This window comes from Mycobacterium sp. NGS29, assembly GCF_059812965.1.
The window spans coordinates 31043-53690 of record NZ_JCALDR010000023.1 but is presented as its reverse complement, the minus strand read 5'-3'; the positions used below and the strand labels follow the sequence as shown (position 1 = coordinate 53690).

At 67.7% G+C, this 22648-nt stretch carries 18 protein-coding genes; 7 read left to right on the top strand and 11 right to left on the bottom strand.

Annotated features, from left to right (window positions below):
• Nucleotides 1–18: 18 nt before the first annotated feature.
• Nucleotides 19–4209: a DUF3367 domain-containing protein gene (locus AC5Y5Z_RS23180; RefSeq protein ID WP_499927794.1), complete on the bottom strand. Its 4191-nt coding sequence runs from the start codon at nucleotides 4207–4209 to the stop codon at nucleotides 19–21.
• Nucleotides 4160–4333 (bottom strand): DUF2613 domain-containing protein, encoded by a 174-nt coding sequence (locus AC5Y5Z_RS23175; RefSeq protein WP_463828673.1) that lies wholly within the window; start codon nucleotides 4331–4333, stop codon nucleotides 4160–4162. The genes AC5Y5Z_RS23180 and AC5Y5Z_RS23175 overlap by 50 nt, the downstream gene beginning before the upstream one ends.
• 98 nt (nucleotides 4334–4431) lie before the next feature.
• Between AC5Y5Z_RS23175 and AC5Y5Z_RS23170 the strand changes: the two genes are divergently transcribed.
• The 3 genes from AC5Y5Z_RS23170 to AC5Y5Z_RS23160 are packed head-to-tail and all read left to right on the top strand — an operon-like array spanning nucleotide 4432 to nucleotide 7536.
• Entirely contained in the window at nucleotides 4432–5619 is a 1188-nt protein-coding gene (locus AC5Y5Z_RS23170) for a glycoside hydrolase family 3 N-terminal domain-containing protein (RefSeq protein WP_463828674.1), read from the top strand.
• 41 nt (nucleotides 5620–5660) lie between these two features.
• Nucleotides 5661–6275 (top strand): TetR/AcrR family transcriptional regulator, encoded by a 615-nt coding sequence (locus AC5Y5Z_RS23165; protein WP_463828675.1) that lies wholly within the window; start codon nucleotides 5661–5663, stop codon nucleotides 6273–6275.
• Nucleotides 6256–7536, top strand: a complete 1281-nt coding sequence (locus AC5Y5Z_RS23160) for a chloride channel protein (RefSeq protein WP_499927781.1) — start codon at nucleotides 6256–6258, stop codon at nucleotides 7534–7536. The genes AC5Y5Z_RS23165 and AC5Y5Z_RS23160 overlap by 20 nt, the downstream gene beginning before the upstream one ends.
• 7 nt (nucleotides 7537–7543) lie before the next feature.
• Here the strand turns inward: AC5Y5Z_RS23160 and AC5Y5Z_RS23155 are convergent, their stop codons facing one another.
• Nucleotides 7544–8386, bottom strand: coding sequence for a MaoC/PaaZ C-terminal domain-containing protein (locus AC5Y5Z_RS23155; protein ID WP_463828677.1), 843 nt, complete (start codon nucleotides 8384–8386; stop codon nucleotides 7544–7546).
• Nucleotides 8387–8391: 5 nt separating this feature from the next.
• Nucleotides 8392–9756 (bottom strand): 3-oxoacyl-ACP reductase, encoded by a 1365-nt coding sequence (locus AC5Y5Z_RS23150; RefSeq protein WP_473140221.1) that lies wholly within the window; start codon nucleotides 9754–9756, stop codon nucleotides 8392–8394.
• A 121-nt stretch (nucleotides 9757–9877) separates the two neighbouring features.
• Here AC5Y5Z_RS23150 and AC5Y5Z_RS23145 point away from each other — a divergent pair, with 121 nt between their 5' ends.
• A complete protein-coding gene (locus AC5Y5Z_RS23145; RefSeq protein ID WP_473140222.1) occupies nucleotides 9878–11191 on the top strand; it encodes an acetyl-CoA C-acetyltransferase in 1314 nt (437 codons plus the stop codon).
• Nucleotides 11192–11571: 380 nt separating this feature from the next.
• Here AC5Y5Z_RS23145 and AC5Y5Z_RS23140 read toward each other — a convergent pair whose 3' ends face one another.
• Complete coding sequence (locus AC5Y5Z_RS23140; RefSeq protein WP_463828680.1) at nucleotides 11572–13407, bottom strand: acyl-CoA dehydrogenase; 1836 nt, start codon at nucleotides 13405–13407, stop codon at nucleotides 11572–11574.
• Nucleotides 13408–13619: 212 nt separating this feature from the next.
• Here AC5Y5Z_RS23140 and AC5Y5Z_RS23135 point away from each other — a divergent pair, with 212 nt between their 5' ends.
• Together AC5Y5Z_RS23135 and AC5Y5Z_RS23130 are read left to right on the top strand one after the other, a co-directional pair.
• On the top strand, nucleotides 13620–14615 hold the full coding sequence (locus AC5Y5Z_RS23135) for an isopenicillin N synthase family dioxygenase (RefSeq protein ID WP_499927779.1): 996 nt from the start codon (nucleotides 13620–13622) through the stop codon (nucleotides 14613–14615).
• A 50-nt stretch (nucleotides 14616–14665) separates the two neighbouring features.
• Nucleotides 14666–15157, top strand: a complete 492-nt coding sequence (locus tag AC5Y5Z_RS23130; protein ID WP_473140224.1) for a flavin reductase family protein — start codon at nucleotides 14666–14668, stop codon at nucleotides 15155–15157.
• Between the two features lie 9 nt (nucleotides 15158–15166).
• Here AC5Y5Z_RS23130 and AC5Y5Z_RS23125 read toward each other — a convergent pair whose 3' ends face one another.
• The 6 genes from AC5Y5Z_RS23125 to AC5Y5Z_RS23100 all read right to left on the bottom strand — a co-directional run bounded on the left by AC5Y5Z_RS23125 (nucleotide 15167) and on the right by AC5Y5Z_RS23100 (nucleotide 19879).
• A complete protein-coding gene (locus tag AC5Y5Z_RS23125; RefSeq protein ID WP_463828714.1) occupies nucleotides 15167–15328 on the bottom strand; it encodes a hypothetical protein in 162 nt (53 codons plus the stop codon).
• A gap of 46 nt (nucleotides 15329–15374) precedes the next feature.
• Nucleotides 15375–16121, bottom strand: a complete 747-nt coding sequence (locus AC5Y5Z_RS23120) for a succinate dehydrogenase/fumarate reductase iron-sulfur subunit (protein ID WP_463828683.1) — start codon at nucleotides 16119–16121, stop codon at nucleotides 15375–15377.
• On the bottom strand, nucleotides 16121–18034 hold the full coding sequence (locus tag AC5Y5Z_RS23115; protein ID WP_463828684.1) for a fumarate reductase/succinate dehydrogenase flavoprotein subunit: 1914 nt from the start codon (nucleotides 18032–18034) through the stop codon (nucleotides 16121–16123). The genes AC5Y5Z_RS23120 and AC5Y5Z_RS23115 overlap by 1 nt, the downstream gene beginning before the upstream one ends.
• 41 nt (nucleotides 18035–18075) lie before the next feature.
• Nucleotides 18076–18906, bottom strand: a complete 831-nt coding sequence (gene sdhC / locus AC5Y5Z_RS23110; RefSeq protein ID WP_499927776.1) for a succinate dehydrogenase subunit SdhC — start codon at nucleotides 18904–18906, stop codon at nucleotides 18076–18078.
• A gap of 79 nt (nucleotides 18907–18985) precedes the next feature.
• Nucleotides 18986–19282: an Rv0250c family protein gene (locus AC5Y5Z_RS23105; protein WP_499927774.1), complete on the bottom strand. Its 297-nt coding sequence runs from the start codon at nucleotides 19280–19282 to the stop codon at nucleotides 18986–18988.
• A 159-nt stretch (nucleotides 19283–19441) separates the two neighbouring features.
• Nucleotides 19442–19879 (bottom strand): Hsp20/alpha crystallin family protein, encoded by a 438-nt coding sequence (locus AC5Y5Z_RS23100; protein WP_499927772.1) that lies wholly within the window; start codon nucleotides 19877–19879, stop codon nucleotides 19442–19444.
• A 217-nt stretch (nucleotides 19880–20096) separates the two neighbouring features.
• Between AC5Y5Z_RS23100 and nirB the strand changes: the two genes are divergently transcribed.
• Nucleotides 20097–22637, top strand: a complete 2541-nt coding sequence (nirB, locus tag AC5Y5Z_RS23095; protein ID WP_499927771.1) for a nitrite reductase large subunit NirB — start codon at nucleotides 20097–20099, stop codon at nucleotides 22635–22637.
• Nucleotides 22638–22648: the final 11 nt, after the last annotated feature.

Sequence of the window (22648 nt, the reverse complement as noted above, 5' to 3'; positions counted from 1 at the left end):
CGAACTGCCGGCCGCCAACTACTCCGCACCACCGGATCGCAGTACCACCACCGATGCGGCCACCGCTGCGAGCGAAATCAGCGCCAGCAGTTGCACACTCGCGGAGTGTCCGGCGTAGCCGTGCACCGAGCGCCACGGATGCCGCGACAACGCCGCCCCGGCCGCGATCAGCCCGCCCGCACCGAGTGTCACCAGTAACCGGCCGCGCAGCGCATACCGCAGACCCAGCGCCGCGCCGAACACCACTACGCCGGCCACACCCGATATCAGCCCCCCGGCCGCGAGCACGGGCACCGCAGCCCAGGGGCCGGGTGCCCACGGCGGCGCAGCGGGATCGTCGTCGCGACCGGCGCGGCGGCGCCAGAACGCCAGCACTGCCAGCAACGGCAGCAGGGCCAGCCCTACGGCCAGGCCGGCGCGGTACACCGTGTTGGCCGCGAAGGTCAGCGTGATGGTGCCGGGATCCCCGGGGGGTACCAACCAGCCCTGCTGCCATCCGTTCACCGCGATCGGCGTCAGACGCGCCCCGGTGCTGGTGCGTGCGACCCAGCCGGGGTTGATGCTCTCCGGGATCACCAGCACCCGCGAGGTGCCCGACGGGGCCGCCCGCACCTCCCGCCGAGCCGGTCCCCACGTCCCGGTGACGGCGGAAGTTACTGCAGCACCGGGTAATTCCGGTGTGGCAGCCAACTGGGTGCCGTCTACGACGAATGCCGCCCCCGGGCTGATCAACAGTTCCTGCTGCCCTGCCGGCAGCGCGATGGGCTCGGTGTCACAGGGTTGCGCCGCCACCGGCTCGCCGTCCAGCAGGGCTCCCGCGCTGGTCCGGATCGAGGTGTGGACGAACCGGCCGGCGACCGCGATCACAGGTCCGTGCTCGCAGTCGACGACGATCTCGCGGGCGCGGTCCGGTTTGGCGGGCGCGACGGGTTGACCGTCGGCGCCGAGCGCGACGATCTCCGCCAACCCCGGCGGCTTGAGCTGATCGAAGCCCAGTGCGTTGCGGTCGATGATGTCCTGCCAGTCCAGCAGGCTCACCGTGACCGTGTCGGTCACGGTGGGATGCAGCGACAGGTCTGCACCGGACAACGTCCGCACCTGCGGCCCGTCACCCAGGTCTACGGCCACCATGGTCGGATGCGCCGGCAGCACCGACCGGCTCGGGATCAGCCGCAGGCCGGTCACCTCGGTCGGGTGCGGCAGCGTCAGCGTCAGCGTCGGCGGGGTCTTGTACTGCACCACCCGCTGCGGTGCCGTCCACGCGGTCGCCGGGTCGCCGTCGGTGGCCGCGTAGGCCGAGCCGAGGATCTCGACCAGGTCGGCGTCACCGCGCGCCCGCGTGGCGCCGGGTTCGGCGATCAGGTCGGCCAGCTTGGGACCCTGCCGTGGGCGCACCCACACCGTCGGTGTCACCGATACCGGGCGCGGCACGGTCAGGGTGCGGCTGAGGGTGACCGGCTCCTCCGGGGTCAGTGCCATCGAAGCGGCGCAGCGCACCCCGTCCGGCGCGGCGGCGCAGCCCGGTCTGCCCAACAGCTCGGCACCCAGGTCCCAGCGCGCCACCGCCGCATCCGGCGGCGGCCCGGGCACCGACACCGTGTGCCGCAGCGGCACCGGATGGGCGAATCCGGAGGCGTCGTACTGGGTGATGGACAACTCGGTGATGCCGAATTGCACGCCCGGCGAGCCGTCGTCGGTGGCCGCCGCGGTGATGCGCACCCACGGCGTCTCGCCGTACGGCAGGGCGGCGCCCAGCGGCTTCCCGTCCTCGTCGAACCGCAATGTGGTGCTGCCGTTGGCGGTTTCGACCAGGATGCGGCGGATCTGGGCTCCGACGGCCGTGGCGCTGGGCGTCAGGGTGAGCACGGCGTTGGTCACCGGGTGGTCGAAATCGACCCGCAGCCACTGCCCGACAGCCGCCTGCAGTGCGTTGGACACCCACGCGGTGGCCGGGTCGGTGTCGATCGCGGCAGCCGGTGAGGTGGCCGTCGCCACATCGGGCAGGGCGGTGGCATCCGAGGATGAACTCGACGCGGTGACGCGGCCGCCGGTCCAGCCGCCGTAGACCGTCTCGGCGCCGGGCACCGGGTAGTCGGGCACCCGGTTGTAGGTGTGCCGGGCATCGCCGGGCGCGCGGATGGCTGATGAATGCAGATCGACACGGCCGTAGTCGGTTTCGCGGGCCAGCGGGGTGTCGGTGACGGTGACCAGCGGCGTCGGCAGGCCCGCCGCGCGTGCGTCGGCCGTCATCAACATCGGCCCCAGCGGGGGCTGGTTCAGCAGACGGCGCCGCTCGTCGAGGCGCAGCAATACCTCAGGACCGCCGTCGACCCGCGCCAGCCGGTCGGTGTCGGCGAAGTACGGCGCAGTCGAACCCGCCGCATCGACCCGGTAGATCTGCACCGCCGGATAGCGCGGGCGCAACCCGCTGTCGTTGACGAACCCGGCCAGCGTGCCGGGGCCGACGGGTTCGCCGAACTCGGCCACCTCGGTCAAACCCGCCGACCCCGCGATCGCGCGGTGCACCAGGATCGGCCGCGCCGACCGCGACGATTCCGGGTCCAGGTCGTTGCGCACCACCACATGCGAAATACCCTGTCGGGCAAGGGTATCGGCCAGTCCGGCGGAGGGCCGCCCGGCGGCGAAGAGGCGCTGCACCGAGTCCAGCGCACGGATGGTCTGCGGCGGTGTCAGCGGGATCGAGTCGCGGACCCCCCAGGCGCTGGAGCCCAGCACCTGCAGCGGCTCGTCGTGGCTGGTGCCCCACACCTGGGTGGCGAACGGCGCGCCCGGCACCACCAGCACCCGGCCGCTGCGGTGTTCGGTGAGCCAGTCGGCGGCCCGGTGCCAGTAGTCCGGAATCGCGCTGAACGTGCCCGGCGGGGTCAGCCGGCCACTCCACGCCAGCGAACCGCTGACCAGCAGCGCGATCAGCGCCACGATGCCGACGGCGACTCGGCGGTCGCGCTCGGGGTGCGCGAAGGCGCCGAGCCACACCGACCTCGGCGCGCTGCCGGGCAGCGGGATCCGGCCCAGGAGCTGGGCGAAACCCAGTACCAGCGGGATCCGCACCACCGGCCCGACTTTGTGCACGTTGCGCAGTGGCGTACCGCCGGCATCCAGGAACGCCTGCACCCCATGGGCGATCGGAGAACCCAGCCCGCCGCTGTAGCCGATCGCCAGCAACACCACCGCGACCAGCAGCATGGTCACCAGCCGGCCCCGCGCCGGCATCGCCGGGGCGGCCAGCCCGGCCAGGCCCGCCGCCGCGACCAGGCAGGTGCCCAGGATCGCGACCGAGCCGGTGACCAGTGGAGCGCCCGCCGTCGCGGTGGGCGCCACGAACGGCGTCCAGCTGTCGGTGCCGCGCAGCAGCTCCACCAGTGAGGACCATTGGGTGGTCACCCCGGAGGATTCGATGAAATCCAGGAACGGCGGACTGACGTCGCGCAGCTGACTCAGCGCCACCACCCACCACAGCGCCGCGACCAGCACAGCCGGCACCAACCACCCCACGTACCGCAGCCACCGCTTGTTCGGACGGTGACACGCCAGCCAGATCACCGCCGGCAGACAACCTGCGGCCGTCGCGATCGCGTTCACCGCGCCCATCAGCGCCACCGCCAGCGCGGCCTGCCCGGCCAGCACCCGCACCGAACGGGCCGACGTGCCCTGCACTGCCCGGATCGCCGGCAACAACACCCACGGCGCCAGCATCATCGGCAACGTTTCCGACGAGATGGACCCGACCGTGGTCAGCACCCGCGGTGACAGGGCGAACGCGACCGCGCCCAGCACCCGCGACGACGGGCTGCCGATACCCAGCGCTTCGGCGACCCGCAGCAGCCCCCAGAACCCGACGGTCAGTAACAGCGCCCACCACAACCGCTGGGTGACCCAGCCGGGGAGCCCCAGTAGGTGGCCGGCCAGGAAGAAACTGCCGTGCGGGAACAGATAGCCGTACGCCTGGTTCTGGGACTGGCCGAACGGCAGTTCGCTGTTCCAGAGGTTGGTGGCGCGGGCCAGGAACCGCAGCGGGTTGGCGGTGAGGTCCAGCTTGGTGTCGGGCGAGACCTGCCCGGGGGACTGCGCGAAGGTCAAAACCAGCGAGACGGCCCCGACGAGCAGCAGCCAGCGACGCGACTGGGGCGCTGCCTGGCTAGCTGCGGTTACCGTACTCGACCCGGTTGAGCACCGACGACGACGGATCGCCCCCGGGCAGTGGCGGTTTCGTGTCCTGCTGGACCATCAGGGTGATTCCGAAGATCGCGGCCGCGCCGAGCAGCAGACCAACTACCACGCTGGCCGCGGCCGGCACGATGATCCGGTTCATAGCGGCCAACCTAGCAGAACGCCGGTCCCAGCCCGGGGCTCCGGGCAGCGGTCGCACCCGCACCCGCGCAGTGAAATGCCTCGTGACAGCATGTCCGGATGGCTTTTCCGCGCGCTCTGTTCGTTCTGGTTGCGGTATCCACGCTGGTCGCGGCCTGTCACGGCGGCACCAAGAGCGGGTCCTCCTCGACCACTGCCACGCCCGGCAGCACCGCCCCGACCAGCTCGACGACACCGGCCGCCGCGTCCGGACCCCGGGTGTGTGCCGATCCCAAGGATGTGCCCGCAGCGATACCCAACCTGCGTGACAAGTTGGCCCAGCTGCTGATGGTCGGGGTGAAAGACGCCGCCGACGCCAAGGCGGTGGTCACCGAATTCCACGTCGGCGGCATCATCATCGACAGCGACACCGACCTGACCATGCTGCCCGGCCCGCTGGCCGAGATCGCCGCCGTCGCGACACCGTTGCCGCTGGCGGTCGGCGTCGACGAGGAGGGCGGTCGGGTCTCCCGGTTGCGCACGCTGCTGGGCGGCCGGGGTCCGACGGCCAAAGAGATGGGTCAGACCCTGACCCCGCAGCAGGTTCACGATCTGGTGTTCGAGCGTGGCCGCAAGATGAAAGAGCTGGGTTTCACCATCGATTTCGCGCCGGTGGTCGACGTCACCGATGCCCCGGACGACACGGTGATCGGGGACCGCTCGTTCGGCCCGGACCCGGCCAAGGTCACCGAGTGGGCCGGTCAGTACGCGCAGGGTCTGCGGGACGCGGGGCTGCTGCCGGTGCTCAAGCACTTCCCCGGTCACGGGCATGGCTCCGGCGATTCGCACACCGGCGGGGTCAGCACCCCGCCCCTGCAGGAGCTGGTCGGCAATGACCTGGTGCCCTACCAGACGTTGCTGGCCAAGTCGCCGGTCGCGGTGATGGTCGGTCACATGCAGGTTCCGGGTCTGACCGGCACCGATCCGGCCAGCCTGAGCAAGCCCGCGCTGGACCTGTTGCGCAGCGGCACCGGCTACGGCGGCCCGGCCTTCGACGGCCCGGTCTTCAGCGACGACCTGTCCAGCATGGCCGCGATCTCCGACCGGTTCCCCGTGCCCGAGGCGGTGCTGAAGACGCTGCAAGCCGGCACCGACGTCGCGCTGTGGATCACCACCAAAGAGGTGCCTGCGGTCTTGGACCGCCTCGAGCAGGCGGTGAACGCCAAGGAGCTGTCCATGGAGTCGGTCAACGCATCCCTGGTGCGCGTGGCCACGATGAAAGGCGTCAAACCAGGCTGTGGCCGTTAGCCGGTCTAAAATACCCGGACTGGTCAGAGAGGCGCAGCGCAATGGCAGGTGGTACCAAACGGTTGCCCCGTGCCGTGCGCGAACAGCAGATGCTGGACGCTGCCGTCCAGATGTTCTCGGTCAACGGCTATCACGAGACGTCCATGGATGCCATCGCCGCCGAGGCGCAGATCTCCAAACCGATGCTGTACCTGTACTACGGCTCCAAAGAGGATTTGTTCGGCGCGTGCCTGAACCGTGAGATGAACCGGTTCATCGGCGCGTTGCGCGCTGACGTGGATTTCACCCAGAGTCCAAAAGACCTGCTGCGCAACACCATCAGTTCGTTCCTCAGATACATCGACGAGAACCGCGCGTCGTGGATCGTGATGTACACCCAGGCCACCAGCTCGCAGGCGTTCGCGCACACGGTACGCGAGGGTCGCGAGCAGATCATCGAACTGGTGGCGGGATTGGTCCGCGCCGGCACCCGCAGCCCTGCCACGGATACCGAAATCGACATCATGGCAGTGGCTTTGGTGGGTGCGGGGGAGGCGATCGCCAACCGGCTGAGCACCGGCGACACCGATGTCGACACCGCGGCCCAGATGATGATCGATCTGTTCTGGGCGGGGTTGCGCGGCGCCCCGGCCGATCGTGACGCCGGCACCAGCTAGGTCTGGGTTCGCACCCCGACGCGACCTCGACTTCTTCTGTGCCGTCGTCATCGTCGGGCTGCTGGCCGGCCTGGCCGGGTTGGCGACGACGGTGGTGCTGCGGTCGGTCGAACACCTCACGTATCACTACACTTTCGGTTCGCTGCTGGACGGCATCACTGGCAGCAGCGCGGTGCGTCGGGCACTCGCGCCGATGATGGGCGCGGGGTTGGCCGGCCTGGGGTGGTGGCTGCTGCGCCGGCGCGCCAGGGTGCCACCGCTGGCCGGGACCATCGCCCGCCATGAGCGAATCCCACGTCTTACCTGGAGCGTCGACGCGGTGCTGCAGATCGTGCTGGTCGGCTCGGGTGCCTCGCTGGGCCGGGAGGGCGCGCCGCGCCAATTCGCCGCTGTGTTGAGCGATTTGGGCACCGGGTGGCTGCGAAGGTTGTCGCCGGGCGACCGCGAGATCCTGCTGGCGTGTGCGGCCGGGGCGGGGCTCGGTGCGGTCTATGCGGTGCCGCTGTCCGGGGCGCTCTTCACCCTGCGCATCATGCTGAACACCTGGCGGTTACGGGCGATGGGCGCGGCGTTGCTCACTTCCGCGCTTGCTGTGGCGGTCGGCTCGCTGCTCACCCACAACCGTCCCGAGCTGGATTGGCCACGCGCCGAATCGAATTATCTCCTCAGTGCGCATGCGCTGGCATTGGTGCCGGTGGCTTTCGCGGTGGGATGGGTCTTCAACACAATCATCGCTGCGGCGCGGCCGGCCACCCTCATCCGGTCGTGGCTGCTGATCCCGGGACTCGCCGCCGCCGGACTGCTCACCGGAATCTGCTCCCACTGGTGGCCGCAGCTGCCCGGCAACGGCAGGAGCATCCTGTCGATCAGCCTGGCCAGCGGGCTGACGCTGGCGTCGGCGGCGGTGCTCCTGGTGTTGAAACCGCTTCTGACAGCGCTGTTTCTGCGGGCCGGAGGTGCCGGCGGCCTGCTCACGCCGTCCCTGGCCACCGGGGCGGCGGCGGGTACGGTGTTGGTGCTGACGCTGAATGCGGTGTTCGGGACGCACTGGCACGGCCCGGTCAATTCGCTCTGCGGGGCCGCCGGCGTGCTGGCGGTCACCCAGGGCTCACCGGTGTGGGCGGCGCTGTTCGTCTGGGAACTGGCGCACCCGCCGATCCGGATGCTGTTGGCCTTCGCGGTGACCGCCGTCGGCGCGCACGCGCTCAAGACATTCGTGCTCGGACGCCGACTGCCGCACCGCGACCAGCGTGCGGGGTGAACCCGGGCTAGAGCGGCCTCAGCGACCCGGTCAGGTGCGGGTAGCCCTTGGACAGGTTGCGCAGGGACAACTCCCAGCCGCCCTCTGCTTCCTCGACGTACAACCCCACGCTGGCCGGCAGCAGGATCGGTTTGCCGAAGCGCACCGAATACCGCACCGCATCCGGCACTTTGTTCTCGATGTTCGCTAAAACCGCTGCTGCACTGAACATTCCGTGCGCGATGGAGGTCGGGAAACCGAACAGTTTGGCGGCGAGGCCGCTGGTGTGGATCGGATTGAGGTCACCGCTGACCACCGCGTAGCGCCGGATCTGGCTGGGCGAAATCCGCAACACCGTCGACGCCGGGGGCAGCTTGGGCTGCTTCTGCGGCGGCGGTTTGGGTTCGTCGGACAGGCTGGTGCGCTGCTGGTGCAGGAAGGTGGTCACCTGGTGCCAGGCCAGTTCGTTGCCGACGTGGACGTCCGTCAACAGGTCGACCAGCAATCCCTTGCGGTGCTCCCGCAGGTTCTCGGCGTGGACCTGCACGCTCACCGTGTCGGTCACCGCGATCGGCCGGTACTGGGTGATCTCGTTCTCGGTGTGCACCGATCCCATTGCGGAGAACGGGAAGTCGAACCCGCTCACCAGCGACATGATCGACGGGAAGGTCAGCGCGAAGGGGTAGGTCAGGGGCACGTTGTTGCCGTACCGCAACCCGGTGACCGCGGCGTAGGCCGCCACATTGGACTGGTCGATCGACAACTCCTCGACCGTCACGGTGCGGTCGGGCAGCTTGTCCGAGCGGGGCACCACCGGCAGCGCCCCGGCCACCGCGCGCAGCATGTTCGTCAGACCGCTTGGTTGACTCATCTGGATCAAGCCCCGATCATGGCTTGGCCGCAGACGCGAATCACGTTGCCGGTCACCGCATTCGACGCCGGGTTGGCGAAGTAGGCGATGGTCTCCGCCACGTCGACGGGCTGACCGCCCTGCAGCAACGCGTTCAACCGGCGACCCACCTCGCGGGTGGCCAGCGGGATGGCCGCCGTCATCTGGGTTTCGATGAAGCCCGGTGCCACGGCGTTGATCGTGATGTCCTTCTCGGCGAGCACCGGTGCCAGCGCCTGGGTGAGGCCGATCATGCCGGCCTTGGTGGTGGCGTAATTGGTCTGACCGCGGTTGCCGGCGATCCCGGCCATCGACGACAGGCCGACTACCCGGCCGCCCGCACCGATCGTGCCGCCGTCGATCAGGCCTTCGGTAAGCCGTTGCGGGGCAAGCAGATTGACCGCCTGGACGGAGTCCCAACGCCCGTCGTCCATGTTGGCCAATAACTTGTCGCGGGTGATCCCGGCGTTGTTGACCAGGATGTCGGCGTGGCCACCGTGGTGATCGCGCAGGTGTTCGGTGATCTTGTCGACGGCGTCCTCCGCGGTCACGTCCAGCCACAGCGGGGTGCCGCCGACGTTGTTGGCGGTTTCGGCCAGGGCCTCCTCGGCGGATTCGACGTCGATCGCGACGACGCGGGCACCGTCGCGGGCGAACACCTCGGCGATCGTGCGACCGATGCCGCGCGCGGCCCCGGTCACCACGGCGACCTTGCCGTCCAGCGGCTTGTCCCAGTCGGCCGGCGGCGTGGCATCCTCGGCTCCGACGTAGAAGACCTGGCCGCCGACGTAGGCGGACTTGGCCGACAGGATGAACCGGGCGGTGGATTCCAGCCCGGTGGCCGCCGGCTTGGCGTCCGGCGCCAGGTACGCCAGGTTCACGGTGGCCCCGTTGCGGACCTCCTTACCCAGCGACCGGGTGAACCCCTCCAGCGCGCGTTGCGCGATGCGCTCGTCGGTGCTGCTCGCGGCCTCCGGCGTGGTGCCGATCACCAGCACGCGCGCGTTCGGTTCGAGATTGCGCAGCAACGGCGTGAAGAACTCGTGCAGCGCCTTGAGGTCGGCCGGTTTGGTGATGCCCGTGGCGTCGAACACCAGGCCGGCGAACTTGTCCGCCCAGCGACCGCCCAGATTGTTGCCGAGCAGATCGTAGTCGCCGTCCAGCGCCGCCCGCAGCGGCTCGACCACCCGGCCCGCACCGCCGATCAGCAGCGGTCCGGCCAGCGGCGGGTCACCCGGACTGTAGCGGCGCAGCGGCTCGGGCTGCGGGACGCCGAGCTGCTTGGCCAGGAACGATCCGGGTCCGGAGTTGACGACCTGGGAGAACAGGTCCGGCGAACGCTTGGTGGCCACTGGGTTGCCTTCCGTGTCAGGGACGAACTTACTTCCGAGTAAGAACAGTGAGTAGTATTGCCTGCTGAGCCGGGTACCCCAAAACTAACCCCCACACGAGCGCCGACACACGGAGAAAATAATGGCCACTGGAAGTTCTGAGTCGAGACAGCGCGTCGTTGTGCTGGGCGGCAACCGCATCCCGTTCGGCCGCTCAGACCGGAGTTATGCCGAAGCCTCCAACCAGGACATGTTCACCGCCGCGCTCGGCGGCCTGGTGGACCGGTTCGGGCTGAGCGGTGAGCGGCTCGGGGCCGTGATCGGCGGCGCGGTGCTCAAGCACAGCCGCGACTTCAACCTGATGCGCGAATGCGTCCTGGGCTCCGATCTCTCCCCGGAGACGCCCGCCTTCGACATTCAGCAGGCGTGTGGAACCGGCCTGCAGGCCGCCATCGCCGCCGCTGACGGGATCGCCGCCGGCCGCTACGAGGTGGCCGCCGCCGGCGGTGTGGACACCACCTCGGACGCGCCGATCGCGCTGGGCAACGAGCTGCGCAAGACGCTGCTCAAGGTGCGTCGGGCCAAATCCAACGTGCAGCGGGCCAAGCTGCTGGGCGCGCTGCCGGCCAACCTCGGGTTGGACCTGCCGGCCAACAGCGAACCCCGCACCGGGCTGTCGATGGGGGAGCACGCCGCCATCACCGCCAAGGAGATGGGCATCAAGCGCACCGATCAGGACGAGCTGGCCGTCGCCAGCCACCGCAACATGGCCGCGGCCTACGATCGTGGCTTCTTCGACGACCTGATCACGCCCTTCCTCGGGCTGTACCGGGACGACAACCTGCGCCCGGACGCCAGCGTGGAGAACCTCGCCAAACTGCGTCCGGTCTTCGGGGTCAAGGCCGGCGACGCGACGATGACGGCGGGCAACTCCACTCCGCTGACCGACGGCGCGTCGGTCGCGCTGCTCGCCAACGAACAGTGGGCTTCCGACCATTCGCTGTCGCCACTGGCCTATTTCGTGGACGCCGAGACGGCCGCCGTGGATTACGTCAACGGGCACGACGGTCTGTTGATGGCGCCGACCTACGCCGTGCCCCGGCTGTTGGCCCGCAACGGGCTGAGCCTGCAGGATTTCGACTTCTACGAGATCCACGAGGCCTTCGCCTCGGTGGTGCTCGCGCACCTGCAGGCCTGGGAATCCGACGAGTACTGCAAGGGACGGCTGGGTCTGGACGCGGCACTGGGTGCGGTGGACCGGTCCAAGGTCAACGTCAACGGCTCGTCGTTGGCCGCCGGGCACCCGTTCGCGGCCACCGGCGCACGGATCCTGGCCCAGACCGCCAAGCAACTTTCGGAGAAGAAAGCCGAGCAGCAGGGTGGCGGCCCGGTTCGGGCGCTGATCTCGATCTGCGCCGCCGGGGGACAGGGCGTCGCCGCGATTTTGGAGGCCTGACGCGGCGCACCTGGGCCACCGAAAACATCCGAAAAGATTATTTTGTCGGAGTTTTGGTACTGGAGGCTGTGGGTATCCGTGGGTCCGGATAGCCCCGTGTTGTGGTCTGACCCCCCGACCCCGACGGCAACGCGGGGCAATCCTTGGTCGACCGCCGGTCAGCGGAGACGGGCGAACGAAAAGGGCCGCCGCTGGAATGAGGGGATCCAGCGGCGGTCTTTTTACATCCGGCCCGCGAGCCTGCACCCACGGCATCGAGACTGAACGTAGGCGCCCCACCCCGGCGTGTCGTCGGCGTCAGTTCAGTGTCGGCGCAACCGGGCTGAGACCCAGAGCGCGAAAACCCCCGCCGAAGCGGGGGCTGTCACGCGAAGACCTGCTCAGAAAGCGGCTTCGTCCAATTCCATGATGTCGTTGTCCAGGGTCTCGATCACCTCGCGGGTGCTGGTCAACAGCGGCAGGAAGTTCTTGGCGAAGAACGCCGCCACCGCCAGCTTGCCCTCGTAGAAGGACCGCTCGGAACCGGTGGCCCCGGCGTCCAGCGCCTCGATGGCCACCGCGGCCTGGCGTTGCAGCAACCAGCCGATGATCAGGTCGCCGACGCTCATCAGGAAGCGCACCGAACCCAGGCCCACCTTGTACAGGCTGGTGACGTCCTCCTGCGCGGCCATCAGGTAGCCGGTCAGGCTGGCGGCCATCGCCTGGACGTCGGTCAACGCCTTGGCCAGCAGCGCACGCTCACCCTTGAGCCGACCGTTGCCGGCCTCGCTGTCGACGAACTTCTGGATCTCACCCGACACGTGGGCCAGGGCCACACCCTTGTCCCGAATGATCTTGCGGAAAAAGAAGTCCTGCGCCTGGATGGCAGTGGTGCCCTCGTAGAGCGAGTCGATCTTGGCGTCCCGGATGTACTGCTCGATCGGGTAGTCCTGCAGGAAGCCGGACCCACCGAAGGTCTGCAGGCTCTCGGTGAGCTTGGCGTACGCCTGCTCGGAGCCGACCCCCTTGACGACCGGCAACATCAGGTCGTTGATCTTGGCGGCCAACTCCGGGGTCACGCCGTGCACCGCCTCGGCCACCGCCGCGTCCTGGAAGGTGGCGGTGTACAGGTACAGCGCGCGCAGACCCTCGGCGTAGGCCTTCTGGGTCATCAGCGACCGGCGCACGTCCGGGTGGTGGGTGATGGTGACCCGGGGGGCGGTCTTGTCGGTCATCTGGGTCAGGTCGGCACCCTGTACGCGGGACTTGGCATACTCCAGCGCGTTCAGGTAGCCGGTGGACAGCGTGGCGATCGCCTTGGTGCCTACCATCATCCGGGCCTGTTCGATCACCTCGAACATCTGCGCGATGCCGTCGTGCACCTCGCCGACCAGCCAGCCCTTGGCGGGCACATCGTGCTGGCCGAAGGACAGCTCGCAGGTGGTCGAGATCTTCAGGCCCATCTTGTGCTCGACGTTGGTGACGAACACCCCGTTGCGCTCACCGGGTTCGCCGGTCTCGAAGTCGATCAGGAACTTGGGCACGAAGAACAGCGACAAGCCCTTGGTGCCGGGTCCGGCTCCCTCGGGGCGCGCCAGCACCAGGTGGAAGATGTTCTCGAACATGTCGTCGGAGTCGGCGGAGGTGATGAAGCGCTTGACGCCGTCGATGTGCCAGGAGCCGTCCTCTTGCTGCACGGCCTTGGTCCGGCCCGCACCCACGTCGGAGCCGGCGTCCGGCTCGGTGAGCACCATGGTCGAGCCCCAGCCGCGCTCGGTGGCCAGCACCGCCCACTTCTTCTGCTCCTCGGTACCGAGGTGGTAGAGGATCTGCGCGAAGCCGGCGCCGCCGGCGTACATCCATACCGCCGGGTTGGCACCCAGGATGTGTTCGTTGAGCGCCCACATTAGGGATTTGGGCATCGGCATGCCGCCGAGCGCCTCGTCGAGGCCGGCTTTGTCCCAGCCGGCGTCCATCACGGCCTTGACCGACTTCTTGAACGACTCGGGCAGCGTCACCGAGTGCGTCTTCGGGTCGAAGACCGGCGGGTTGCGGTCACCTTCGGTGAACGAGTCGGCGACGGGTCCCTCGGCCAGGCGAGCCATCTCCGCCAGCATTTCGCGGGCGGTGTCGGCGTCCAGGTCGCTGAATTCGCCTTGACCCAGCGCCTTATCGACGCCGAGCACCTCGAACAGGTTGAATTCCTGGTCGCGGACGTTGCTCTTGTAGTGGCTCACTACGGTCCTCCTCATTGAGAATGCCACCTGTGGTTGGGTACCAGGACTGGGCTCGCCTAAGTTACCCACCAGTAACGGTTCTAAATATACCCGTCGGTAACTTGATCGCAAGCGAGTGTGAGCTAAATTTCACCGGCTAACTAACCAACCAGTTGGGATGGCGCTGAGTGCATCCCTGGCAACCATCCTCACCTGCGACGATGATGGGTCTGATGAACAGTGTGGGGAGCGTCACGGCCCTGCCCGTGGTCGATCTACGAGCCGAGCCGCCGGTGCTGCGTGCGGGTCTTCGCGACGTCGCACACCGGGTCGGTTTCTGCTATCTGACGGGGCACGGCGTCCCCGGCGAGCTGTCCGCTCGGGTGCTGGATGCGGCGCGCCGGCTGTTCGGGCTGCCGCAAGCAGACAAGGATGCCGTCGCGATGGTGCGCAGCCCACATTTCCGCGGCTACACACGGCTGGGCGGTGAGCTCACCCGCGGCGAGACCGACTGGCGCGAACAAATCGACATCGGTCCGGAGCGCCCGCCCGTCGGAGGTCCCGGCCGCCCCGACTATCTGTGGCTGCAGGGTCCGAACCAGTGGCCGGCCGCGCTGCCCGAACTGCCCGGGATCATCGCCGAATGGGACGCCGCACTCGCGCAGGTGTCGCGCACGCTGCTGCGGCACTGGGCGGCCGCACTGGGCAGCCCGGCCGGGATATTCGACGCGGCCTTCGCCGAGGCCCCGGCGACGCTGATCAAGGTCGTGCGGTACCCGGCCAACCCGGCCGGTGCGCAGGGGGTGGGCGCGCACAAGGACTCCGGTGTGCTCACGTTGCTGCTGGCTGAGCCGGGCAGCCGCGGCCTGCAGGTGCGTCCTGCGGACGCGGCGGACTGGGTCGACGTGCCCCCGCTGGACGGTGCCTTCGTCGTCAACATCGGGGAGCTGCTGCAGTTCGCGACGGGCGGCTACCTGCGCGCAACCGAGCACCGGGTGAATTTGACCGACGCCACCGCCGACCGGATCTCCGTGCCGTACTTCTTCAATCCTCGTCTGGACGCCCAGATTCCCGTGCTGACGCTGCCCCCGGACCTGGCCAGATCGGCCCCGCCGGCGGTGCAGGATCCGTCCGACCCGATTTACCGGGTCTACGGCCGCAACGCCTGGAAGAGCCGGTTGCGCGCGCACCCCGACGTGGCTGCCCGGCACGGATACCGCGCCGGGTAGGCTGCGAAAACGAGAATCCCGTTCTCGGCTCGAGGAGCGAATGAAGTCCGGTGAACTCCCACAACAATCTGACCCCGACGTCGCTGCGTGAGGCATTCGGTCACTTCCCGACCGGGGTGGTGGCCATCGCCGCCCACGTGGACGGGGTGCGGCACGGTTTGGCGGCCAGCACCTTCGTCCCCGTTTCGCTGGAACCGCCGTTGGTGTCGTTCTGCGTGCAGAACACCTCGACTACCTGGCCGAAGTTGAAGGACGTGCCCTCACTGGGCATCAGTGTGCTGGGCGAGGCGCACGACGCGGCGGTGCGGACGCTGGCCGCCAAGACCGGCGACCGGTTCGCCGGGTTGGAAACGGTGGTCAGCCAGAGCGGTGCCGTCTTCATCAAAGGCACCGGCCTCTGGCTGGAAAGTGCGATCGAGCAGCTGATTCCTGCTGGGGATCACACTATCGTGGTGCTGCGGGTCAGCGAGGTCACGGTCGATCCAGACGTGGCGCCGATCGTGTTTCACCGCAGCGAACTGCGCCGGCTCGGCATCAAGTAACTGCGCGGTCTAGGTCGGCGAGCGGTCGGCAAGTCTTTCCCGGAGACCCTGGATACGCTGCTCCATCTCGGCGGCGTCGGAGTCCCGACCTTCCTTGCGGGCCGCGTCCACCCGGGTGGAGAGCTCGTCGATCGCGGTCTTGATCTCGTCAATGCTGGTGGGATCTAGCATCCCCATCGCATACCCGAAGGCGCTACGGGCCTAACCCCGGCAAGTCTCAGCGTCGGAACAGCTTGTTGCCGAGCCACACCACCGGGTCGTACTTGCGGTCCGCGACCCGCTCTTTCATCGGGATCAGGGCGTTGTCGGTGATCGTGATGTGCTCCGGGCACACTTCGGTGCAGCACTTGGTGATGTTGCAGTAACCCAGACCGAAGTCCTCCTGCGCCATGTCGCGCCGGTCCACGGTGTCCAGCGGGTGCATGTCGAGTTCGGCGATGCGCATCAGGTAGCGCGGCCCGGCGAATTCCTGCTTGTTCTCGTCGTGGTCACGGATCACGTGGCAGACGTTCTGGCACAGGAAGCATTCGATGCACTTGCGGAACTCCTGGGAGCGCTGCACATCGATCTGGGCCATCCGGTACTCGCCCGGCTGCAGTTCCTTCGGCGGCGCGAACGACGGGATCTCGCGGGCCTTCTCGTAGTTGAACGACACGTCGGTCACCAGGTCGCGGATCACCGGGAAGGTCCGGATGGGGGTGACGGTGACGACCTCGTTCTCTTCGAACGTCGACATCCGGGTCATGCACATCAGCCGGGGCCGGCCGTTGATCTCCGCCGAGCACGATCCGCATTTGCCGGCCTTGCAATTCCAGCGCACGGCCAGGTCGGGCGTCTGGGTCTGCTGCAGGCGGTGGATGACGTCGAGCACCACCTCGCCCTCGTTGACCTCGACCGTGTAGTCCGCCAGCGCGCCGCCGCCCTCGTCGCCGCGCCACACCCGCAAGCTCGCGTTGTATGCCATTACGCTCTCCGTTCCGGATGCTCAGCGAGCTCGTCGTCGGTGTAGTACTTCTCGAGTTCAGCGATCTTGAACAATTCCAGCAGGTCTTGGCGCATCGGCACCTGCGGTTGCCGCTCGATGGTGATGTGCGCGTCGCCGTCACCCTGCGCCTCGCGGCATACCAGCAGCGTCTTGCGCCACCCGGAATCCATGCCGGGATGGTCGTCGCGGGTGTGCCCGCCGCGGCTCTCGGTACGCTGCAGCGCAGCCCTGGCCACGCACTCGCTGACCAGCAGCATGTTGCGCAGATCGACTGCCAGGTTCCAGCCCGGGTTGTACCGTCGCTGTCCCTCGACCTGCACATTCTGGTATCGCGCCCAGAGTTCCTTCAGCAGCGTCAACGCCTTGGTGATCTCGTCCTCTTTGCGGATGATGCCGACCAGGTCGTTCATCACATGCTGCAGGTCCGACTGCAGCGCGTACGGGTTCTCCGGAGCCGAGCCGTCGGTCGGCCCCTGGAAGGGCTTCAGGGCCCGCTCGGCGGCGGCGTCGACGTCGTCGGGCGAGACCGACGGACGGCTGCTCAGCGCCCGCACATAGTCGGCTGCCCCGAGTCCGGCGCGCCGGCCGAACACCAGCAGGTCCGACAGCGAGTTGCCGCCCAGGCGGTTGGAGCCGTGCATGCCGCCGGAGCATTCACCGGCGGCGAACAACCCCGGCACTTTGGCCGCGCCGGTGTCGGCGTCGACCTCCACCCCGCCCATCACGTAGTGACAGGTCGGCCCGACCTCCATCGCCTCCTTGGTGATGTCGACCTCGGCCAGCTCCATGAACTGGTGGTACATCGACGGCAGCCGCCGCTTGATCTCCTCGGCGGTGAGGCGGGACGCGATGTCGAGGTAGACCCCACCGTGCGGACTGCCGCGGCCGGCCTTGACCTCCGAGTTGATCGCGCGCGCCACCTCGTCGCGGGGCAGCAGGTCCGGGGTGCGCCGAGCCGAGTCGTTGTCCTTGAGCCATTGGTCGGCTTCTTCGGCTGTCTCGGCGTACTGGCCTTTGAACACCGGGGGGATGTAGTCGAACATGAAGCGGGTGTCCTCGGAGTTCTTCAGAACTCCGCCGTCACCGCGCACACCCTCGGTGACCAGGATGCCCTTCACGCTCAGCGGCCAGACCATGCCGGTCGGGTGGAACTGGACGAACTCCATGTTGATCAGCGTGGCACCGGCCCGCAATGCCAGCGCGTGACCGTCGCCGGTGTACTCCCAGGAGTTCGAAGTCACTTTGAACGACTTGCCGATTCCGCCGGTGGCCAACACCACTGCCGGTGTCTCGAACAGCACGAAATTGCCGGTCTCGCGCCAATAGCCGAATGCTCCGGCGATCGAGTCGCCGTCTTTGAGTAGATCGGTGATGGTGCACTCGGCGAACACCCTGATGCGCGCGTCGTAATCGCCGAACTCGGCGTAGTCCTCCTGCTGCAGCGAGACGATCTTCTGCTGCATGGTGCGGATCAACTCCAGGCCGGTGCGGTCACCGACGTGCGCGAGCCGGGGGTAGGTGTGCCCGCCGAAGTTCCGCTGGCTGATCCGGCCGTCCTTGGTGCGGTCGAACAGCGCGCCGTAGGTCTCCAGCTCCCAGACCCGGTCGGGTGCCTCCTTGGCGTGCAGTTCCGCCATCCGCCAGTTGTTCAGGAATTTCCCGCCGCGCATGGTGTCGCCGAAGTGGGTCTGCCAGTTGTCTTTCGGGTTGGCGTTGCCCATGGAGGCGGCGCAGCCGCCCTCGGCCATCACCGTGTGGGCTTTACCGAACAACGATTTCGACACCACCGCGACCTTCAGGCCGCGTTCGCGCGCTTCGATGACCGCGCGCAACCCCGCGCCGCCGGCTCCGATCACGACCACGTCGTAGGCGTGCCGTTCGACCTCAACCATGAGAATTCCTCGCTAAGTTCTGTGATAGATGAATCGGCTTGTCAGCCAATAAATCTCAAGTCGGAGATGGTGTTGCTGGACACCAGCAGGATGTAGAAATCGGTGAGCATCAACGTGCCCAGCGTGATCCACGCGTACAGCTTGTGGCGGGTGTTGAGTTTGCTGATCTGGGTCCAGATCCAATACCGCACAGGGTGTTTGGAGAAGTGCTTGAGCCGGCCGCCGGTGACGTGCCGGCAGGAGTGGCAGGACAGCGTGTACACCCACAGCATGATGACGTTGCCGAGCAGGATCACGTTGCCCAGGCCGAAGCCGAATCCGCCTGGCCCGTCGGGAGAGTGGAACGCGACGATCGCGTCGTAGGTATTGATGATGGAGATCAGCGCGGCGGCGTAGAAGAAATACCGGTGGGTGTTCTGGATGATCAGCGGGAACCGGGTCTCGCCGGTGTAGTGCACCCGCGGTTCGGCCACCGCACAGGCCGACGGCGACTGCCACACCGTGCGGTAATAAGCGCCCCGGTAGTAGTAGCAGGTCAGTCGGAACAGCAGCAGGAACGGCAAGGTCAGCGCAGCGAACGGCAGCCACCACACATGCGGCAGGATCTGTGGCCAGAACTCGCTGGCCTCCCTGCTGCAGCCCTGACTGACGCACGGCGAGTAGAACGGCGTCAGGTAGTGGTACTGAGGAACGAAATAGTATTTCTGCTGAAAAGCTCGAAACGTCGCGTAGATGACGAACGCGGCGAAGCCGAGGTTGATCCGCAGTGGCTGCAGCCACCATCTGTCGGTGCGTAGCGTTTTTTGCCCGATTTTGGCTCGGGTGGGGGAAAAGACGCCGGAGTCAGCACGACTCGCCGTTGGTGCGCTCATCTATATGTGTTCCTCTTCGAACGGGCTGTAACCGAAGGGTACACAGAAACGGAGCCCGCTCTTTAGTCGGGCTTCGCTGTCAAGAGCGGTTGTGACCCCCGACACCCTCGTCGTCGACATCGCGCCAGAAATCGCTGTCATATTGCGTGTCGGGAATGGCGATCTTCTCGCCGGATTGGTGCACGGTGGCGCGGGCGAGATCCAATTCGGCAACATCACTGTCGAGTAATTGAATGTCGCTGAGGATGCGGTCGGCATCGATGATGATGCGCCGCGTCGCCGGATTGTCTCCGTAGCGGGCTTTGAGTGAACTCACGCACCGCCGCAGGCCGCCCATCAGGTCGTGCAGTTCGGCGATTTCAGTGGTGGTGGACAAGAGATCTCCCGGGGCTGAAGGTGTCACAAATCACAGTACGGACCCGATACTAACCGCTGGCAGCAGGCCGCGTCGGGCAAGCAACTGCCCGACAGGCACAAAAGCCCGCGGCACGCCGGGCGTGCGCGGGCTTCTGCGCCGGTGGACAGCCAGGGGCGGCTACTTGGTGATCGCGATGCGCTGTGCCTGGGCTCCGGTGTAGGCACCGACGACCCGGACGGTCAGCACGCCCGCGTCGTAGGACGCGGAGATGGCCTCCCCGGTGACGTGTGCGGGCAGCTGGAACGACCGGCGGAACGACCCGTACCGGATCTCTCGCAGGGTACGGCCGTCCTGCTCGTCGGCGTGCTCGTCGCGGTGTTCGCCGTGAATCACCAGGCGACCCTTGTCCACCTCGACGTTGACGTCCTTCTCGACGTCCACCCCGGGCAGCTCGACGCGGACTACCGCGTCGTCCCCGTCCTTCACGACCTCGGCGGCCGGGCTGAAACCGCTGGTCACCGGCTTGGCCCAGTCCGAATAGGCCGGACCGAAAAAGTCCCGCAACCACCGGTCGGTGTCCCACGTCGGACGCGACCACAAGGCGAGATTGCTCATGGATAACTCCTTGATCTTCGTTGTGAGTTTGCTGTGCCCGACGCTGTATCGGTCGGCTACCCGATAGAACATGAGTCGCCTACGCTTAAGTTCCACCTGGGTGTTCGCCCACCGCGAACGGTTGTCACACAGCCGGCTTTCAGCTGTGAGGACGCCTTGATGCGCGCGTCACATTCGGCGTCATTTTCGGCAACATCACCTTCGTAAGGTCGGGGACATGCCTGCAGCCGGAACGTCCGTGCGCCCTGCCACCCGGCAGGTGGTGGTGGTCGGCCACGGCATGGTGGGGCACCGGTTCGTCGAGGCGTTGCGCGCCCGCGACATCGACGGCGCCTGGAACATCACCGTGCTGGCCGAGGAAGCCGACGCCGCCTACGACCGAGTCGGCCTGACGTCCTATACCGAGAACTGGGACCGCAGCCTGCTGGCGCTGCCCGGCAATGACTACGCCGGCGACAACGCGGTGCAACTGCTGCTGAACACCCGGGTCGTCGAGATCGACTGCGCGGCAAAGGCTGTGGTGACCGCCGACGGCCGGTGGCACGACTACGACGCGTTGGTGCTGGCCACCGGGTCCTATGCCTTCGTCCCGCCGGTGACCGGCCACGACCTGCCGTCCTGCCACGTCTACCGCACGCTGGACGACCTCGATGCCATCCGGGCCGGCGCCCGGCGCGCCGTGGCCGCGGGACGCGGCAGCGCCGGCGTCGTGATCGGTGGCGGCCTGCTGGGCCTGGAAGCCGCCAATGCGTTGCGCCAGTTCGGCATGCCGACGCATGTCGTCGAGATGATGCCCCGGCTGATGGCCCAGCAGATCGACGCGGCCGGCGGCGCCCTGCTGGCCAGGATGATCGGCGATCTCGGTATCGAGATCCATGTCGGCACCGGCACCGAATCGATTGAGGCCGAGGGTGATTCGATGCGGGTGCGGTTGTCCGACGGCCACGTCATCGACGCCGGCGTGCTGATCTTCGCCGCCGGCATCCGCCCGCGGGACGAGTTGGCCCGCGCGTCCGGGCTGCAGATCGCGCCGCGTGGCGGCGTCCTCACCGACTTGTCTTGCCGCACCAGCGATCCCGACATCTACGCGATCGGCGAGGTCGCTGCGATCGACGGTAAGTGCTACGGCCTGGTCGGGCCCGGATACACCAGCGCCGAGGTGGTGGCCGACCGACTGCTCGACGGGGTCGCGGAATTCCCCGAGGCGGATCTGTCCACCAAACTCAAGCTGCTCGGGGTCGACGTCGCCAGCTTCGGCGATGCGATGGGCACCACCCCGAACTGCCTCGAGGTCGTCGTCAACGACGCGGTGAACCGCACCTACGCCAAGCTGGTGCTCTCCGACGACGCCAAGACCCTGCTCGGCGGAGTGCTGGTCGGCGATGCGTCCTCCTACGGTGTGCTGCGACCGCTGGTCGGCAGTGAATTGCCCGGAGACCCCATGGCATTCATCGCACCCGCCGGCTCCGGGGACGGTGCCGGCGCCCCGGGCATCGGGGCGCTGCCCGAATCCGCGCAGATCTGCTCCTGCAACAACGTCACCAAGGGTGACCTGAAGTGCGCCATCGCCGACGGCTGTGCCGACGTCCCCGCCTTAAAGGCCTGCACGGCAGCGGGTACCTCGTGCGGGTCGTGTGTGCCGCTGCTCAAGCAGCTGCTGGAGGCCGAGGGTGTGGCGCAGTCCAAGGCGCTCTGCGAGCACTTCAGCCAGTCGCGGGCCGAACTGTTCCAGATCATCGCGGCCACCGAGATCCGCACCTTCTCCGGGCTGCTGCAGCGCTTCGGCACCGGAAAAGGTTGCGACATCTGCAAACCCGTGGTCGCCTCGATCCTGGCTTCGACCGGTTCGGACCACATCCTGGACGGTGAGCAGGCCTCGCTGCAGGATTCCAACGACCACTTTCTGGCCAACATCCAGAAGAACGGCAGCTACTCGGTGGTACCGCGGGTACCCGGTGGCGACATCAAACCCGAGCATCTGATCCTGATCGGGCAGATCGCCCAGGACTTCGGGTTGTACACCAAGATCACCGGCGGCCAGCGCATCGATATGTTCGGCGCGCGGGTGGACCAGTTGCCCGCGATCTGGAAGCGCCTGGTGGACGCCGGCATGGAGTCCGGGCACGCCTACGGAAAAGCCTTGCGCACCGTGAAGAGCTGCGTGGGCAGCGATTGGTGCCGGTACGGACAGCAGGATTCGGTGCAGCTGGCCATCGACCTGGAACTGCGCTACCGGGGGCTGCGGGCGCCGCACAAAATCAAGTTGGGCGTGTCGGGCTGTGCCCGCGAGTGCGCGGAGGCGCGCGGCAAGGACGTCGGCGTGATCGCCACCGAGCAGGGGTGGAACCTCTACGTGGGCGGCAATGGGGGCATGACCCCCCGGCACGCCCAACTGCTGGCCGGCGATCTGGACACCGCGACACTGGTCCGCTATATCGACCGGTTTCTCATGTACTACATCCGCACCGCCGACCGGCTGCAGCGCACCGCGCCGTGGGTGGAAGCACTGGGTCTGGACCACGTGCGGGAGGTGGTCTGCGCCGACTCGCTGGGCCTGGCCGCAGAATTCGAGGCCGCGGTCGAACGTCACGTCGACAACTACAAGTGTGAATGGAAAGGCGTATTGGAGGACCCGGACAAGATGTCGCGGTTTGTGTCCTTCGTCAACGCCCCGGACGCCGTCGACGACACGGTGGTATTCACCGAACGGGCCGGTCGCAAAGTGCCGGTAGTCCTGGGCTTCCCGCGGATCCGCTGAGCAAGGAGAAA

Excerpts from the sequence above, each read along its gene's own strand:
- AC5Y5Z_RS23135 (WP_499927779.1), top strand. The coding sequence starts at position 13,620 with ATGAACAGTGTGGGGAGCGTCACGGCCCTGCCCGTGGTCGATCTACGA.
- AC5Y5Z_RS23165 (WP_463828675.1), top strand. The coding sequence starts at position 5,661 with ATGGCAGGTGGTACCAAACGGTTGCCCCGTGCCGTGCGCGAACAGCAG.
- AC5Y5Z_RS23145 (WP_473140222.1), top strand. The coding sequence starts at position 9,878 with ATGGCCACTGGAAGTTCTGAGTCGAGACAGCGCGTCGTTGTGCTGGGC.
- AC5Y5Z_RS23115 (WP_463828684.1), bottom strand. The coding sequence starts at position 18,034 with ATGGTTGAGGTCGAACGGCACGCCTACGACGTGGTCGTGATCGGAGCC.
- AC5Y5Z_RS23155 (WP_463828677.1), bottom strand. The coding sequence starts at position 8,386 with ATGAGTCAACCAAGCGGTCTGACGAACATGCTGCGCGCGGTGGCCGGG.
- AC5Y5Z_RS23100 (WP_499927772.1), bottom strand. The coding sequence starts at position 19,879 with ATGAGCAATCTCGCCTTGTGGTCGCGTCCGACGTGGGACACCGACCGG.
- nirB (WP_499927771.1), top strand. The coding sequence starts at position 20,097 with ATGCCTGCAGCCGGAACGTCCGTGCGCCCTGCCACCCGGCAGGTGGTG.
- AC5Y5Z_RS23170 (WP_463828674.1), top strand. The coding sequence starts at position 4,432 with ATGGCTTTTCCGCGCGCTCTGTTCGTTCTGGTTGCGGTATCCACGCTG.
- sdhC (WP_499927776.1), bottom strand. The coding sequence starts at position 18,906 with ATGAGCGCACCAACGGCGAGTCGTGCTGACTCCGGCGTCTTTTCCCCC.
- AC5Y5Z_RS23120 (WP_463828683.1), bottom strand. The coding sequence starts at position 16,121 with ATGGCATACAACGCGAGCTTGCGGGTGTGGCGCGGCGACGAGGGCGGC.
- AC5Y5Z_RS23125 (WP_463828714.1), bottom strand. The coding sequence starts at position 15,328 with ATGCTAGATCCCACCAGCATTGACGAGATCAAGACCGCGATCGACGAG.
- AC5Y5Z_RS23175 (WP_463828673.1), bottom strand. The coding sequence starts at position 4,333 with ATGAACCGGATCATCGTGCCGGCCGCGGCCAGCGTGGTAGTTGGTCTG.